Raw genomic sequence first — 14,769 nt, 5'->3', positions numbered from 1 at the left:
AAAGCCCGCTTGACAGGTCCCGGGCTCGCGCGCAGGATCATTCGTGTACGAACGATATAGGCGGGGAGGCGGAAGCGCAGTATGATCGACCGCCACCACAAGTCCAGGCTTGGTCATGATGGCTGACACAATGACCGTCGCCGCCGGCGACAAGATCCGCTGCGATGCCTGTCCGGTGATGTGCTACATCAAGCCGGGCGCGGCCGGCGCGTGCGACCGGTATGCCAATCACGACGGCACGCTGGTGCGGGTCGATCCGCATGTCGTGCTGGAGCGCACGGTCTCGCATGGCGGCAAGCTGGTGCCGTTCCAGGCGAGCGGCGACTGGGACGGCAAGATCGTCCGCCAGCCCGAACTGTTCGTCACCGCGATTGGCGCCGGAACCACCTATCCGGACTACAAGCCGGCGCCGTTCATCGTGTCGTCGGAGGTCGATAGCGTCGACATGGTCACCGTGGTGACCGAAGGCATTTTCTCCTATTGCGGCGTCAAGGTGAAGATCGACACCGACCGCTATCTCGGCCCGGAGACCGCGATCGTGCGCGCGGATGGCGAGGCAGTCGGCCACGTCACGACCAGCGAATATGGCTCGCAGATGCTGTCGCTCGGCGGCGTGCATCATCTGACCGGCGGCTCCAAGAAGGAAGGCCGCGTCACCTGCGACACGCTGATGGATCTCTCCAACTGCAAGGCGGTGGAGCTGACCATCGATGGCGGCGCGACCGTGGTGGTGCAGGCGGGCAAGCCGCCGATCGTCAACGGCATGGCGGAGGAGCGGATGCGGGTCGGCTGCGGCTCGGCGACCATCGGCATGTTCGCCAAGCAGTGGCACGGCAAGGTCGACGAGGTCGTGGTGGTCGACGACCACATCACCGGCGTGCTCAGCGAGCACCAGGCCGGCAAGCTGCTCGATATCGCCGATACCGGCATCAAGATGAAGGGCCGCCGCTCGACGCCGGGCCGCTACTTCCAGGTTGCCGATCCCGGCACGGGATGGGGCGGCACCAACATCTCCGATCCGCTGTCGATCCTCGGTCCCTTCAATGCGAAGGAAGCGCGGCCGGGGCTCACCATGCTGATGGTCTCGACCACCGGCGAGCATGCGTCCTACTATGTGCTCGACGAGGCGCTGAAGCCGATCGAGACCGAGATGCCGGCGGATCTGAAATTCTCGGTCGAGCGCATCCAGGAGAATTGTGAGCCGGCGCTGTGCACCGTGCTGTTCATGGGCGGGGCGGGCGGATCGCTGCGCGCCGGCGTGACCGACAATCCGGTGCGGCTGACCCGCTCGGTGAAGGACGCGCTGACGCGGGTGACCAGCGGGGGCGCGCCGGTCTATGTCTGGCCGGGCGGCGGCATCACCTTCATGGTCGATGTCACGCAGATGCCGGCCGGCGCCTTCGGCTATGTGCCGACGCCGGCGCTGGTGGCGCCGATCGAATTCACGATGAAGCTGTCGGATTACGCGGCGCTCGGCGGCCATATGGATTTTGTCCGGCCGCTGTCGTCGCTGCGCGACAGCGCCGAGGTCCGGCCGATGCCGTTTCTCCCAGGGCCGCGCGCATGACCCGTCTCCCGCAAATCGCGCTTCTTCCTGACGGCAAGCGGCTGCATTTGCAGGACGGCCCGATTGATCTGGTCATCGAGGCCGGGGGCAGGGGCGCGGACGTCAGCGCCGCCTATCAGGCGGCGGCAGAGCGCTTCACCGGGTTGCTCGACGAGCTCTGCACGGAGCTTGTCGAACTGCGCAGCGCGGCCGATCCGCAGCGCTGCGCGTTGAAAGGCGTGGTTGCGCGCCGCATGCATGCAGCGGTCGCGCCGTTTGCCGCCGACAGCTTCATCACCCCGATGGCCGCGGTCGCGGGTTCGGTTGCCGACGAAATCCTCGGCGCAATGCTGCAGACGGCAGCGCTCGACCGCGCCTATGTCAACAATGGCGGCGATATCGCGCTGCATCTCGGCGATGGCGAACAATTCACCGTCGGCCTGATGGACCGGCCGGACCGCCATGGCGTGATGCGCACCATGACCGTCGATAGCGATATGCCGGTCCGCGGCATTGCGACCAGCGGCCGTCATGGCCGCAGCTTCTCGCTCGGCATCGCCGATGCCGTCACCGTGCTGGCGCGGACGGCGTCGCAGGCCGATGCCGCGGCGACCGTGATCGCCAATGCGGTCGATCTGCCCAATCATCCCGCGATCCTGCGCGTCCCGGCGAGCGAACTGCAGCCCGACAGCGACCTTGGCGCGCGGCTGGTGACCCGCGATGTCGGGCCGCTGGCGGAACATGAGATCGAGCGGGCGCTCGAGGCGGGGGCGACGCGGGCGCGCATGCTCCTGACGTCGGGATTGATCGAAGGCGCGGCATTGCGTCTACTGGGCGAAACGCGCCTTGTCGGTGCAACTGGCAACGGCACACTGGTGTCGCACACGTTTCAGGCAAGAACTATAGACAACACGCTGCAGGCATGACCGGGAGCGAGGCAAGATGAGCGCCGTCATTCGCAAGATCGTCACCGTGGTCGAGGAGACCCATCTGGAGATGGGCAAGACCATCGCACCGCCGACAAGGCGCGCCGCCGCGATCGCCGTGATCGAAAATCCCTTTGCCGGCCGCTATGTCGAGGATCTGTCGCCGCTGATCGCGATCGGCGAGGAACTTGGCGAATTGCTTTCCAAGCGGGCAGTCGCCGCGCTCAGCATCGACGGCGCCAAGGCGCACAGTTACGGCAAAGCCGCTGCCGTCGGCGAGAATGGCGAGCTCGAGCACGCGGCGGCGATCTTGCATCCCAAGATGGGCGCACCAGTGCGCAAGGTGCTCTCCAAGGGCGCCGGCGCTGATCCCGTCGTCGAAGAAGCGCTCGGGTCCCGGCACCACGCTGGACATTCCGCTCGGGCACAAGGACGCCGCCTTCGTGCGCAGCCATTTCGACGGCATGGAAGTACAGATCAACGACGCGCCGCGCGCCAACGAAATCATGGTCGCGGTTGCGGTCACAGACAGCGGACGGCCGTTGCCGCGCGTCGGCGGGCTGACGGTTGATGAGGTCAAGGGCGAAGACGGATTGCGATAATCTCTTTGAAGAAGAATTGGAGGACGGGATGCGTGGTTATTTCGTAGGGACGGGATTGGCGATCGCGGTCGCGACCATGGCAACGAGCGCCATGACGACGCAGGCGTTGGCGCAGAGCGAGATCAAGATCGGCGAGATCAACTCTTACTCCTTGCTGCCGGCGTTCACCGAGCCCTACCGCAAGGGCTGGCAGCTTGCGGTGGAAGAGATCAATGCCGCCGGCGGCATCAACGGCAAGAAGCTCGTCGTCATCTCCAAGGATGACGGCGGCAAGCCGGCGGATGCGCAGACCGCGGCCAACGAGTTGGTGTCGAGCGAGAACGTCGCGATGCTCACCGGCACCTTCCTCTCTAACATCGGCCTCGCCGTCAGCGACTTTGCCAACCAGAAGAAGGTGTTTTTCCTGGCGGCAGAGCCGTTGACCGACGCCATCACCTGGTCGAAGGGCAACCGCTACACGTTCCGCCTTCGTCCCTCCAACTACATGCAGGCGGCGATGCTGGTGGAGGAGGCGGCGAAGCTTCCCGCAAAACGCTGGGCGACGATCGCGCCGAACTATGAATACGGCCAGTCGGCGGTCGCAGTGTTCAAGAAGCTGATGTCGGCGAAGCGGCCCGATATCCAGTGGGTCGACGAGCAATGGCCGCCGCAGGGCAAGATCGATGCCGGTCCGGTGGTGCAGGCGACTGCCGCCGCGAACCCCGAGGCGATCCTCAACGTCACCTTCGGTGCCGACCTTGTCAAGCTCGTGCGCGAAGGCAACACCCGCGGCCTGTTCAAGGGCCGCACTGTGGTGAGCTTCCTGACCGGCGAGCCGGAATATCTCGATCCGCTGAAGGACGAGACGCCCGAGGGCTGGATCGTCACCGGCTATCCCTGGTATTCGATCAAGACGCCCGAGCACGATGCGTTCCTGAAGGCCTACCAGGCCAAGTACAACGACTATCCGCGGCTCGGCTCGATCGTCGGCTACCAGACCATCAAGGCGGCAGCGGCGATCCTCGCGAAAGCCGGTTCGAGCGATCCGGAGAAGCTGATCGCCGCGGCCGAAGGCATCTCGATGCCGTCGCCGTTCGGCGAGATCACCTTCCGCAAGATCGATCATCAGTCGACGTTAGGTGCCTTCACCGGCAAGACCGCGCTGAAGGACGGCAAAGGCATCATGGTCGATACCGCCTATCGCAAGGGCTCGGACTATCTGCCCAGTGACGCCGAAATCGAGAAGCTGCGGCCGAAGGATTGAGGCCTCTACTTCTACTCCCTCGCCCCGGTCTTGCGGGGAGAGGGCGTAGGCGGCCTCTGGCCGCCGTCTAGAAGGAATGCCGATGCGAAGCATCGGCGCTGGTGAGGGGCCTTCTCCACGAGTTGGGCTCGCGGAGAGTCCGCCTCACCCGAAATTCAAGCTGCGGTTGAATTTCGACCTCTCCCCGCAAGCGGGGCGAGGTGAAGGAAAGTGACGCTTGTGATCTCCAACGCGGACCGCCCATGGCCTTCTATGTCGCCCAGTTCCTAACCGGTCTTGCCAGCGCGGCATCGCTGTTCCTGGTCGCTTCGGGCCTGTCGATCATCTTCGGCGTGACGCGGATCGTGAATTTCGCGCATGGCGCGTTCTACATGCTCGGCGCCTATGCCGCCTTCACGCTGACCGAGCGCTTCTCGGGCGCGTTCGGCTTCTGGGGCGGCATCGTCGTTGCCGCGCTGGCGGTTGCTGTGATCGGCGTGCTGGTCGAGATGGTGTTGCTGCGCCGGATCTACCATTCGCCCGAGCTGTTCCAGTTGCTCGCCACCTTCGGCCTCACGCTGATGGTCGAGGATCTCGTGGTGCTGATCTGGGGGCCGGACGATCTGGTCGGCCGCCGCGCACCGGGCTTCAAGGGCGCGATCGATTTCTTCGGCCAGAATATTCCGAGTTACGATCTGTTCCTGATCGTGCTCGGACCGGTCGTGCTCGGTGTCCTCTGGCTCTTGTTCCAGCGCACCCGCTGGGGCGTCCTGGTGCGCGCGGCGACGCAGGACCGCGACATGGTCGCAGCGCTCGGCGTCAATCAGAAATGGCTGTTCACCAGCGTGTTCGCGCTCGGCGTCTTCCTCGCCGCGCTCGGCGGCGCGCTGCAGATCCCGCGCGACGCGGTCAATCATGCGATGGATCTGCGCGTCATCGTCGAGGTCTTCGTCGTGGTCGTGATCGGCGGGCTGGGCAGCATCATCGGCGCCTTCGTCGCGGCGGTGCTGGTGTCGGAGCTCAACGCCTTCGGCATCCTGATCTTCCCGAAGATCTCCATCATCCTGGTGTTCCTGGTGATGGCGGTGGTGCTGATCGTCCGTCCGTGGGGGCTGTTCGGCAAGCCGGAAGCGCCGGCGCGGCGCACGCCGGGCCTCACCGTCAATCCGTGGCGGCCGCTGACGATGAACGAGCGGCTTGCGGCGATCGCGGTGCTCGTGGTCGCCGCGGCGCTGCCGTTCGTCGCCGGCAATTACGTGCTCACCGTCGGCTCGGAGATCGCGATCTTCGTGATCTTCGCGGTCAGCCTGCATTTCCTGATGTCGGTCGGCGGGCTCGCCTCGTTCGGCCACGCGGCCTATTTCGGCCTTGGCGCCTATGGCGTGGCGCTGCTCGCCAAGATGGCCGGCTTGCCGATGATCGCCTGCCTGCTGCTCGGACCGCTGCTCGGGCTAATGGGCGCGGCGGTGTTCGGCTTCTTCGCGGTACAACTCTCCGGAGTTTATTTCGCGATGCTGACGCTGGCCTTTGCCCAGATCGTCTGGTCGATCGCGTTCCAGTGGGTGTCGGTCACCGGCGGCGACAACGGCATTCTCGGCGTCTGGCCTTCGAGCTGGGCCGCGAGCCCGTCGCAGTTCTACTGGCTGTCGCTCGGCATCGCCGCGCTCGCGGTCGTGATCCTGCGGATCATCGTGTTCTCGCCGTTCGGCTTTGCGCTGCGCGCCACGCGCGACTCTCCGCTGCGCAGCGAAGCGGTCGGCATCGACGGCAAGCGCATCCAGTGGACCGCCTTCGTGATCGCGGGCACGGTCGCCGGCCTTGCCGGCGCGCTGTTCGCCTACCTCAAGGGCAGCGTTTTCCCTGACAATATGGGCATCTCGCTGTCGGTCGATGCGCTGGTCATGGTGCTGCTCGGCGGCGTCGAGACGGTGTCCGGGGCAGTGGTGGGAGCCATCGTCTATAAGGCGCTCAACATCTGGCTGGTCAGCCAGACCGATCTCTCCAAGCTCGTGCTCGGCGGCTTCGTCGTGCTGATCGTGGTCGCGTTCCCGAAGGGCATCGTCGGCACGCTGGAAGCCCTCATGCACCGCCGGCGCAAATCGTCGTCGACGGCGTCGCCTCTGCTCACCTCCCGCATCGAGACTGCCGAATGAGCATGGTTCCCACATTGCTGTCGGTCGAGGGGCTGACAAAATCCTATGGCGGCGTGCATGCCGTGCGCGGCGTCTCGTTCGAATTGCGCGCCGGCGAGATCCTGGCGCTGATCGGGCCGAACGGCGCGGGCAAGAGCACCTGCTTCGACATGCTCAACGGCCAGAACATTCCGGATTCGGGCCGCATCCGCGTGCTCGGCGCGGAGACCACCGGCAAGAAGCCGCGCGTGATCTGGCGCATGGGCGTTGGCCGCACTTTCCAGATCGCGGCGACCTTCCCGACCATGACAGTGCGCGAAAACGTGCAGGTCGCGCTAGTGTCGCATGGCGGGCAATTGTTCAACCTGTGGGCCTCGACCGCGCGTCAGGCGCGTGACGAGGCCGGGCGGCTGCTCGACCTCGTCGGCATGGGCGCCTATGCGGAGCGGCCCTGCGGCGAGCTCGCCTATGGCGACGTCAAGCGGCTGGAGCTTGCGATCGCGCTCGCCAACCAGCCAAAGCTGCTTTTGATGGACGAGCCGACCGCCGGCATGGCGCCGCGCGAGCGCGTCGAGCTGATGCGGCTGACGGCGCGGATCGCGCGCGAGCAGTCGATCGGCGTGCTGTTCACCGAGCACGACATGGACGTGGTGTTCGAGCATGCCGACCGCATCCTGGTGCTCAATCGCGGCAGCCTGATCGCCGAAGGCTCGCCCGAGGAAGTGCGCGGCAATGCCCAGGTGCGGGCGATCTATCTCGGCGAAGGCCTCCTTTATGACGCCCGGCACCGAGAGGGAGCATCCGCATGAAGCTCACGGTGAAGGATCTCAACAGCTTCTACGGTCCGGCGCATATCCTGTTCGACATCGCGCTCGAGGTCGGCGAGGGCGAAGTGATTGCACTGCTGGGCCGCAACGGCGCCGGCAAGTCGACCACGTTCCGCTCCATCGTCGGCCTGGTCGAGAACCGCTCCGGCCGCGTCATGTTCGAGGGCAGGGACGTCTCGGAGCTGCCGACGCATGCGATCGTGCGCGGCGGGCTCGGCTATGTGCCCGAGGAACGGCGTATCTTCACCGATTTGACGGTCGAGGAGAATCTCGAGGTCGGCCGCCAGCCGAAGCGGGCGGGCGCGCCGCAATGGGATCGCGACAAACTGTTCAAGCTGTTCCCCAATCTCGGCGAGATGCGCGGCCGGCCCGGCGGGCGCATGAGCGGCGGCGAGCAGCAGATGCTGACGATCGCGCGCACACTGATGGGCAATCCGTCGCTCGTGCTGCTCGACGAGCCGTCGGAAGGCCTGTCGCCCAAGATCGTCGAGCAGATGGTCGATGCGATCCTGGCGATGAAGAAAGAGGGCGTCAGCATCGTCGTCTCCGAGCAGAACCTGCATTTCGCCCGGCTGATCTCGGATCGCGCCTACATCATCGAACGCGGCCGAATCTGTTTTGGCGGCACCATGGCGGAACTCGATGCGCGTCCGGATGTCCGCGACGCGCATCTGTCGCTGTAAGGGGTGGGGTGAAACGATGGCGAGGAGTGCTGCACAGAAGCGAAGCGTCAAGGCCGCCAAGCCCGGTTACGTGCTGGACGAGCAGATCGGCTTCATCCTGCGCCAGGTGTCGCAGCGCCACGCGGTGATCTTCGCCCGCGAGATTGGCATCAACCTGACGCCGACGCAGTGGGCCGCGCTGTCGAAGCTGTCGGAGGTCGGTCCGTGCTCGCAGAACCAGCTCGGACGGCTGACCTCGATGGACGTTGCGACCATCAAGGGCGTGATCGATCGCCTGACTGCGCGCGGCCTGACCGAAACCTCGCCCGATCCCGACGACGGCCGCCGGCTGATGGTGAGCCTGACGCGCGCCGGTCAGCAGATGGCCGATAAGGCCGCGCCGAACGCGCTCGTGATCTCCAGGGAGACGCTGGCGCCGCTCGATGCCAAGGAGCGCGAGACGCTGATGGCGCTGCTCGGCAGGTTGCGGTGATCTTCCCTGGAGGGGGAGGGTCGGATCGCAGCGAGCGAAGCGAGATGCGAGCCGGAGTGGGGTGGTCTCTCCACACGGGCAGAATCTGTATGGAGAGACTGTTCACCCCACCTCGGTTCGCATTTCATGCGAACCGATCCTCCCCCTCCAGGGGAGGATGAAGAAAAGTGCCACCGTGTCGCATCCGAACTATGTCGCTACGCCAAGCGCCAGCGCGACGGCGCCGACCAGCACCAGGCTGACGGCCCAGACCGTGTCCAGATTGAACCAGCTCCGGGCCACGAATTTGAGGCCGAGATAGCGGTAGACCAGCCACGCCAGAAATCCGCCGGCCGCGATCATCGCGCCGGCATGGACGATGGAGACCAGCACGGCCATCGTGAGGCTGGTGCCGATCAGGGAGTTGGCGGCCGCATGGCCTTGGTCCGACTCGGCCTCGCGGCATAGTCCGAGATAGATCGGCACCAGCATCAGCGCCGCGCCGTGCGCGATCGCCACCGCGAAGGACCACAAAGCGAGTTGCGTCGGCGGTATCCGCGCCAGGGCCCGTGGATGGCGCCGGTCGATCAGCCGATAGATGCCGAAGGCGATCACAAGCAGGCTGGCGCCGATCCGGATCGTGCGCTGCCATTCGACGAGGGTGATCAGCAGCGCGAAGGGAAGGATCACGACGAGCATCGCCAGCAGGTGACCGATTGCGAGCGGGCCAAGCGCGGCCAGCAGCGCGCGTGAACTCCTTTGCATCAATCCGGCCGAAACCGCGAGTGGCCAGCCCATGCCCGGGTTGATCCCGTGGTAGAGGCCGCTCGCAATCACCGCCAGCCACAGCCAGGCCGGTGTCCAGTCGGCTGCACTCACAGTCAGGCCGATGGATAGCAGAACGAATCCGTCGAGCAGTCACCGCCATCGAGCCGGATCTGGTGCGCGCGGTACCCGTCGGGGAAGTTGACCCAGTAGTCCTTTGCCAGTTCAAGGCCGCCGCCCGGGCCGGCATTCGCCATCACCTCGGCGCCGGGAATGCCCTGCGGATAGAACTGGTCGTCCCAGGTCGAGTACAGCGAATTGGTCCAGTAGACCCGCTTGCCGTCGCGGCTGATCTCGACCATCTGCGGACCGCCGGCAAATGCCTGTCCGTTGGGATGCGGCGCGCGGCGGACGATGCCGCCGATGCGCACCGACCCGGTGAGCTTTGGCTTGCGCGGATCGCTGACATCGTATTGGCGCATCTCGCCGGTGGCCCAGCAGGAGACGTAAAGGAATTTGTCGTCCATCGACAGGTCGATGTCGGTCACCAGCGGCGGCACGGCGCCGAAACCCTGCAGCAGCGGCGGCAACTGCTCCTTCGGTGCGGGCTCGGGCGGGATCGTCGCCGTCTTCTCGATGTGAAACGTGCCGCCCTCGCGCCACCAGGTCCAGATCGAACCCTCGAGGTTGGTGGTATCGACCACGATGCCGACGAAGCCGTATTCGCGGACCGGATCGTGCGCGGGACGCACCTCCAGCGCCATTTGATGGTTGGCGCCGAGATCGATGGTCTGGACATTGCGGCGCGCGCGCAGATCCCAGAAGTGGATGCGATGGCCGTATTTGTTCGAGAGCAGGTCCTCCGGCACGATCCCGTTCTCGAATTGCGGCGGCAGCGCCCATTCGCTGCTCACCATGTAGTCGCGCGGCAGGTTCCACCAGAAGTCATAGTGCTTGGTCTGGGGACCGCGATCGATCTCCCAGCGTCCAAGCACCTCGAAGGTCTCGCAGTCCATGATGAACACGCCGGGCGGTCCATCGGTGCCATCCTTGCCGCCGCCGCCGAGCGTGGAGACGTAGATGCCGTCCGGGCCGCAGTGGATGGTATGCGGCCGCGAATAGCCGGTCTTCCTGAAGACCTCCTCGGGCTCGATGATCTTATGGATCTTGGCCTGCGTCGGATCCGGCTTGGTATCGATGATGTAGATCCGCGACGACCGCATGCCGGGAACGATGAGATAGCGGCGCTCAATGAAGGCATGTCCTGCAAGCGGGGACAGCGCCGACGAACACGCGTTCCAGCCGAAATGGTGAAACTCGTCGCCCTTGTTGGGCATCGTCACGGTGTGGACGATCTTGCTGTAGGTCGGCGAGCCCGGCTTGACGTCGATCACGGCGAGCGCGTCGGGCTTGGAAAAGTCCGGGCTGAGCAGCACGGTGTAGGCGAAGTTCTCCACCGGAGCTTCCATCGCAAGCTTCGGCGAGGCGTGAAACGTCGGATCTGGCCTCATCGTCATCGTGCTGCCTCCTGTTTGCCTGGTGTGGACCAACACGGCACGGCGGCATGCGGCGGGAACTATTCCGGATCGTCGCGTGGCACTTGCGAGCGCCGCCGGCTAGGTTCGCGTGGCGGCACGATACACCTCAATGATGACGGACGAAAGCAACGTTCCGGCGCGGTAAGATGGCGCGTCTTGTACGGATCGCGTCATTCCGGGCGCGACCTAGTCGCGAACCCGGAATGACTGATGTCGAGCTCGATTACTTCGTCACGATCTCCGGCACCTTGCCCGCGGGCGGCGTGTTGCGGCTGCGCTGGGTGCGGACGATGCCATCGATGATGGTCATGCCGATGCCCGGGAGATCGCCGAGCTGAACGCTCTCCAGGATGTTCTTGCCCGGCGAATGCTGCGCCCTGTCCATCAGCACGAAATCGGCGGAACGGCCGACCTCGATCAGGCCGCAGTCCAGCTCGCGCATCCGCGCGGTGTTGCCGGTCGCAAGGCAGAACGCCAGCTCGGCCGGCAACTCGCCGAGCGAGGACAATAGCGAGACCATCCGCAGGATGCCGAGCGGCTGCACGCCGGAGCCGGCCGGCGCGTCGGTGCCGAGGATGACGCGGTGCAGGTCACCCATCTCGCGCGCGGTGCGCAACGTGAATAGCGCCGAACGCTCATTGCCGTTGTGCACCAGCTCGAGCCCGCGCTTGCAGCCCTCGCAGATGCAGCGGATCTGGTCGTCGGGCAGGGCAGTGTGGCCGCCATTGATGTGGCCGACCACGTCGGTGTCGGCTTCCAGCACCACGTCCTTGTCGATCAGGCCGGAGCCGGGGATCGAGGGGCCGCCGGTGTGGATCGTGCTTTGAATGCCGTATTTGCGCGCCCAGCCGACCATCTTGCGCGCGGTCGGGCCGTCCTTGACGCCGCCGAGCCCGACCTCCCCGAGCAGCTTGACACCGGCCGCGGCCATTTCCTTGAAATCGTCCTCCACCATCTCGCATTCGATGACGGGCGCGCCGGCATGCACCTTCACGCCGCCCGGCCGTAGCGTCCAGAACGCGCGCTGCGCGAAGATCGCCATCGCCTTCAACCCGACCACGTCGCGCGGACGGCCGGGCATATGCACTTCGCCGGCGGAGATCATGGTGGTGACGCCGCCGTGCAGATAGCTGTCGATCCAGTTGGTCTGGTTCTGCCGCGGCGTCCAGTCGCCGGCGACGGGATGGACATGGCTGTCGATCAGGCCGGGCGCGACCGTCGTGCCCATGGCATCGACGATCGTGGTGGCGCCTTCGGTGTCGACGTCCTTGAAGCGGCCGACCGCGGTGATCCTGCCGTTCTCGGCGATGATGGTATCGGCATCCAGGATCGGCCTTTCCAGCGCTCCCGACAGCAGTAGCCCGATATTGCGGATCACCAGCTTGCTGGGGCCGGTGGCCTGGGGCGCGTCGTGAGCCATGGGTGTTTTCCTTCTGTTTTCTTTCCGAAATTGCCCGGGAATTTGAGCCCGGCTTGACTTTCGGATCAAGCTGGATTATTCGTTTGTATACGAATGATCGTATACAAACGATCCGGCCGGTCAACGGGGTTCAAGTCCCTTTCCGCCGCAGCACAAATCAGGGATTGGTGCGATGAGCAATTTCAACCAGGAAAGCGTCCTCAGCGTTCACCACTGGACCGACACGCTGTTCTCCTTCAAAACCACGCGCAATCCGTCGTTCCGCTTCCGCAACGGCGAGTTCACGATGATCGGGCTCAAGGACGGCGAGAGGCCGCTGCTGCGGGCCTACAGCGTCGCCAGCGCGAACTACGAGGACACGCTCGAGTTCTTCTCGATCAAGGTTCCGGACGGCCCGCTGACCTCGCGTCTCCAGCACCTCAAGGAAGGCGACGAGATCATCGTCAGCCGCAAGGCCACCGGCACGCTGGTCATCGACAACCTCGAGGACGGCCGCAACCTCTACCTGATCGGCACCGGCACGGGGCTTGCGCCGTTCCTCAGCGTGATCAAGGATCCCGAGACCTATGACCGCTTCGAGAAGGTCGTGCTGCTGCACGGCTGCCGCCGCGTCAAGGAGCTCGCTTATGGCGAGATGATCACCGAGAAGCTGCCGCAGGACGAACTGATCGGCGATCTGGTGCGCGATCAGCTGATCTATTACCCGACCGTGACGCGCGATCCGTTCCGCAACCGCGGCCGCATCACCGACCTCATCATCTCGGGCAAGCTGTTCGCCGACATCGGCCTGCCGGCGCTCGATGCCGCGCATGACCGCGTCATGATCTGCGGCTCACCGGCGCTGGTCGCCGACACCCGCACGCTGCTGGGCGGCCGCGGCTTCGTCGAAGGCAATCACGGTGAGCCCGCCCAGTTCGTGGTGGAGAAGGCGTTCGCCGAGCGCTGATCTTCGCAGTGATCTCTAGCCCCGTCATTGCGAGGACTTTGGGGCAAGATTGCAAAGCAATTTTGCGCTGAAGCGATGAAGCAATCCATCTTCCGGTACAGCCGGGAGCAATGGATTGCTTCGCGTCGCTTGCAATGACGTGGATCGAGCCGAGGCTAGGGCCTGACCGCCGGCGTCTCGACCGGCATGCCGCGCGCCCTTGACATCAGATAGAGCTCGAGCTCGACCAGCTCGGGCGAGCCATAGTCATAAGGTTGCGCCCGGATGCCCGTGATGCAGGCGCGCAGCCGCCGCTGCAACGATCCGAGCGATTGCCATTCCAGCCGGTACAGCGGATAGCCGGTCGGCTGTCCCTGCGTGATCGCGCTTCCCGCGAGCTTCTTGTCCCAATTTTCGTCGTGGCAGTTGGTGCAGCCGAGATTGAGCTGGCCCTGCCGCTGCATGAACAGCGCGTGGCCCTTCGCGACGAACGGCGCCAGCTCCGGATCGTCGCCGGCTGCGATCGGCATGCCGCGCGATTGTTGCGCGACATAGGCGGTCAGCGCCAGCAGCTCGCGGCTTTCATAGGTGAATGGGGTCGCCTGCTGGTGGTTGGTGCGGCAGAGGTTGATCCGCGCTTCGAGGTCGACCGGTCTTCCCAGCGCCTTCTCGAAGGCAGGGTAGTGCGCCGCGACGCCTTTCATGCTGACGCGCGCATCATTGTGGCAGTCGGCGCAGGCCTTGTCCGCGCTGCCGGCCCTGCGCGTCCACAAGGCCTCGCCGTCGAGCACGAACAGCATGCCGGGATTGGCGGTGTCCTCGTCCTGCATCGCCTTGGTGTCCGGGCTCATGAAGCTGTAGCCGGAGCGGCGCTGGACGAGCGGAATCTCGGTGGCGAGCGCCGCGCCCGCCATAACCGTCAGCAGCGCGATGCAGACCGCAATCTTCATTCGACCGTGATCGAAGCCTGCGCGGTCTCCGAAAACCCCTTGTCGCCGATCCACTCGAACTCGAACTTGCCGCTCTCGGTCACCGTGATGAAGAAGGTGATGAAGGGATTGGCCGCGATCGCAGGAAACAGATCGGCGCGGAACACTTCGGTGCCGTTGAAGCGGCAAATGAAACTCGTGATGATGTCGCGCGGCACCACGTCACCCGAGGCGGTGTGGCGATAGCCGGTCTCCATGATGTGCGACATCAGCGTCTTGATCTCGATGACGCTGCCGCGCTTGGCCTTGGCCGGCACGTTGATCAGGGCCGACGGCATCAGATCGCTTCCTCGGTGCAGGCGGCGAGCGTCACCACGACATCAGCGGTCGTCGACCAGAACGTGTCGTCGGACAGCCGTGCGATGGCCGTGACCTTCTGGCTGTCGGCGAGGCGGATGCGGGTCGATATTTGGGCGCGTCCGGCGCGCGGCCCGAGATAGAAGTTGCCGATGTTCGGCTGCGGATTCTTCTCGTTGAAAACGTGGATGCTCTTCACATACGCGTCCGCCGTCATCGGGCTGGTGACGCTGACCGTCATCGGCACCGTGTTGCCGTTCTCGACCAGCGGCGGGATGTCGAGCCTGACTTTGCCGGTCCGCACATTGGCCTCGCCGACGACATTGCGGATCGCGGCCTGCAGCATCGCCGGCGTGGCGTCGGCAGGGCGCACGATCGCCAGCGCCGCGGCGCCTCCAGTGAGGCTCAGGAATGTCCGGCGAGAGGTTTGGTCGCAATCCGCCATC

At 65.2% G+C, this 14,769-nt stretch carries 14 protein-coding genes and 1 pseudogene; 9 read left to right on the top strand and 6 right to left on the bottom strand.

Annotated elements, in window-relative coordinates; all coding sequences use genetic code 11:
• The first annotated feature begins 118 nt into the window (after nt 1–118).
• The 8 genes and pseudogenes from ACVW1C_RS08190 to ACVW1C_RS08155 all read left to right on the top strand — a co-directional run bounded on the left by ACVW1C_RS08190 (nt 119) and on the right by ACVW1C_RS08155 (nt 8,410).
• Nucleotides 119–1,567, top strand: a complete 1,449-nt coding sequence (locus ACVW1C_RS08190; RefSeq protein WP_456757978.1) for a 6-hydroxynicotinate reductase — start codon at nt 119–121, stop codon at nt 1,565–1,567.
• On the top strand, nt 1,564–2,472 hold the full coding sequence (locus ACVW1C_RS08185) for a UPF0280 family protein (protein ID WP_456757977.1): 909 nt from the start codon (nt 1,564–1,566) through the stop codon (nt 2,470–2,472). Before ACVW1C_RS08190 ends, ACVW1C_RS08185 begins: the two co-directional genes overlap by 4 nt.
• 16 nt (nt 2,473–2,488) lie before the next feature.
• A pseudogene (locus tag ACVW1C_RS08180) lies at nt 2,489–3,074 on the top strand (amino acid synthesis family protein).
• A 28-nt stretch (nt 3,075–3,102) separates the two neighbouring features.
• A complete protein-coding gene (locus tag ACVW1C_RS08175) occupies nt 3,103–4,317 on the top strand; it encodes an ABC transporter substrate-binding protein (RefSeq protein WP_456757976.1) in 1,215 nt (404 codons plus the stop codon).
• A gap of 242 nt (nt 4,318–4,559) precedes the next feature.
• Nucleotides 4,560–6,449, top strand: coding sequence for an ABC transporter permease (locus ACVW1C_RS08170; RefSeq protein WP_456757975.1), 1,890 nt, complete (start codon nt 4,560–4,562; stop codon nt 6,447–6,449).
• Nucleotides 6,446–7,237: an ABC transporter ATP-binding protein gene (locus tag ACVW1C_RS08165; RefSeq protein WP_092124897.1), complete on the top strand. Its 792-nt coding sequence runs from the start codon at nt 6,446–6,448 to the stop codon at nt 7,235–7,237. The genes ACVW1C_RS08170 and ACVW1C_RS08165 overlap by 4 nt, the downstream gene beginning before the upstream one ends.
• The gene (locus tag ACVW1C_RS08160; protein WP_456757974.1) at nt 7,234–7,938 is read left to right on the top strand and encodes an ABC transporter ATP-binding protein; all 705 of its coding nucleotides are present in this window, start codon (nt 7,234–7,236) and stop codon (nt 7,936–7,938) included. Before ACVW1C_RS08165 ends, ACVW1C_RS08160 begins: the two co-directional genes overlap by 4 nt.
• Nucleotides 7,939–7,954: 16 nt before the next feature.
• The gene (locus tag ACVW1C_RS08155) at nt 7,955–8,410 is read left to right on the top strand and encodes a MarR family winged helix-turn-helix transcriptional regulator (RefSeq protein ID WP_092124899.1); all 456 of its coding nucleotides are present in this window, start codon (nt 7,955–7,957) and stop codon (nt 8,408–8,410) included.
• Between the two features lie 189 nt (nt 8,411–8,599).
• On the opposite strand, the gene ACVW1C_RS08150 is transcribed toward ACVW1C_RS08155, so the two are convergent.
• The 3 genes from ACVW1C_RS08150 to ACVW1C_RS08140 form a co-directional block, all read right to left on the bottom strand.
• Nucleotides 8,600–9,268, bottom strand: a complete 669-nt coding sequence (locus ACVW1C_RS08150) for a hypothetical protein (protein WP_456757973.1) — start codon at nt 9,266–9,268, stop codon at nt 8,600–8,602.
• Nucleotides 9,269–9,270: 2 nt separating this feature from the next.
• Nucleotides 9,271–10,671 carry a selenium-binding protein SBP56-related protein gene (locus ACVW1C_RS08145; protein WP_456757972.1) on the bottom strand — a complete coding sequence of 467 codons (1,401 nt, stop codon included), beginning with the start codon at nt 10,669–10,671 and terminating at the stop codon, nt 9,271–9,273.
• 244 nt (nt 10,672–10,915) lie between these two features.
• Complete coding sequence (locus ACVW1C_RS08140) at nt 10,916–12,112, bottom strand: amidohydrolase family protein (RefSeq protein ID WP_456757971.1); 1,197 nt, start codon at nt 12,110–12,112, stop codon at nt 10,916–10,918.
• A 172-nt stretch (nt 12,113–12,284) separates the two neighbouring features.
• Here ACVW1C_RS08140 and ACVW1C_RS08135 point away from each other — a divergent pair, with 172 nt between their 5' ends.
• On the top strand, nt 12,285–13,058 hold the full coding sequence (locus tag ACVW1C_RS08135; RefSeq protein ID WP_456757970.1) for a ferredoxin--NADP reductase: 774 nt from the start codon (nt 12,285–12,287) through the stop codon (nt 13,056–13,058).
• A 155-nt stretch (nt 13,059–13,213) separates the two neighbouring features.
• On the opposite strand, the gene soxA is transcribed toward ACVW1C_RS08135, so the two are convergent.
• From soxA to ACVW1C_RS08120, 3 genes are read right to left on the bottom strand one after another with little or no spacing between them, the layout of a single operon-like run.
• Complete coding sequence (gene soxA, locus ACVW1C_RS08130; RefSeq protein ID WP_456757969.1) at nt 13,214–13,987, bottom strand: sulfur oxidation c-type cytochrome SoxA; 774 nt, start codon at nt 13,985–13,987, stop codon at nt 13,214–13,216.
• Nucleotides 13,984–14,304 carry a thiosulfate oxidation carrier complex protein SoxZ gene (gene soxZ / locus ACVW1C_RS08125; protein ID WP_456757968.1) on the bottom strand — a complete coding sequence of 107 codons (321 nt, stop codon included), beginning with the start codon at nt 14,302–14,304 and terminating at the stop codon, nt 13,984–13,986. The genes soxA and soxZ overlap by 4 nt, the downstream gene beginning before the upstream one ends.
• Nucleotides 14,304–14,768, bottom strand: a complete 465-nt coding sequence (locus tag ACVW1C_RS08120) for a SoxY-related AACIE arm protein (protein ID WP_456757967.1) — start codon at nt 14,766–14,768, stop codon at nt 14,304–14,306. Before ACVW1C_RS08120 ends, soxZ begins: the two co-directional genes overlap by 1 nt.
• Between the last annotated feature and the right edge of the window lies 1 nt (nt 14,769).

This window comes from Bradyrhizobium sp. USDA 4011 (genome assembly GCF_054063415.1).
The sequence above is the reverse complement of the archived record's forward strand: the minus strand, read 5'-3'. Positions and strand labels throughout refer to the sequence as shown.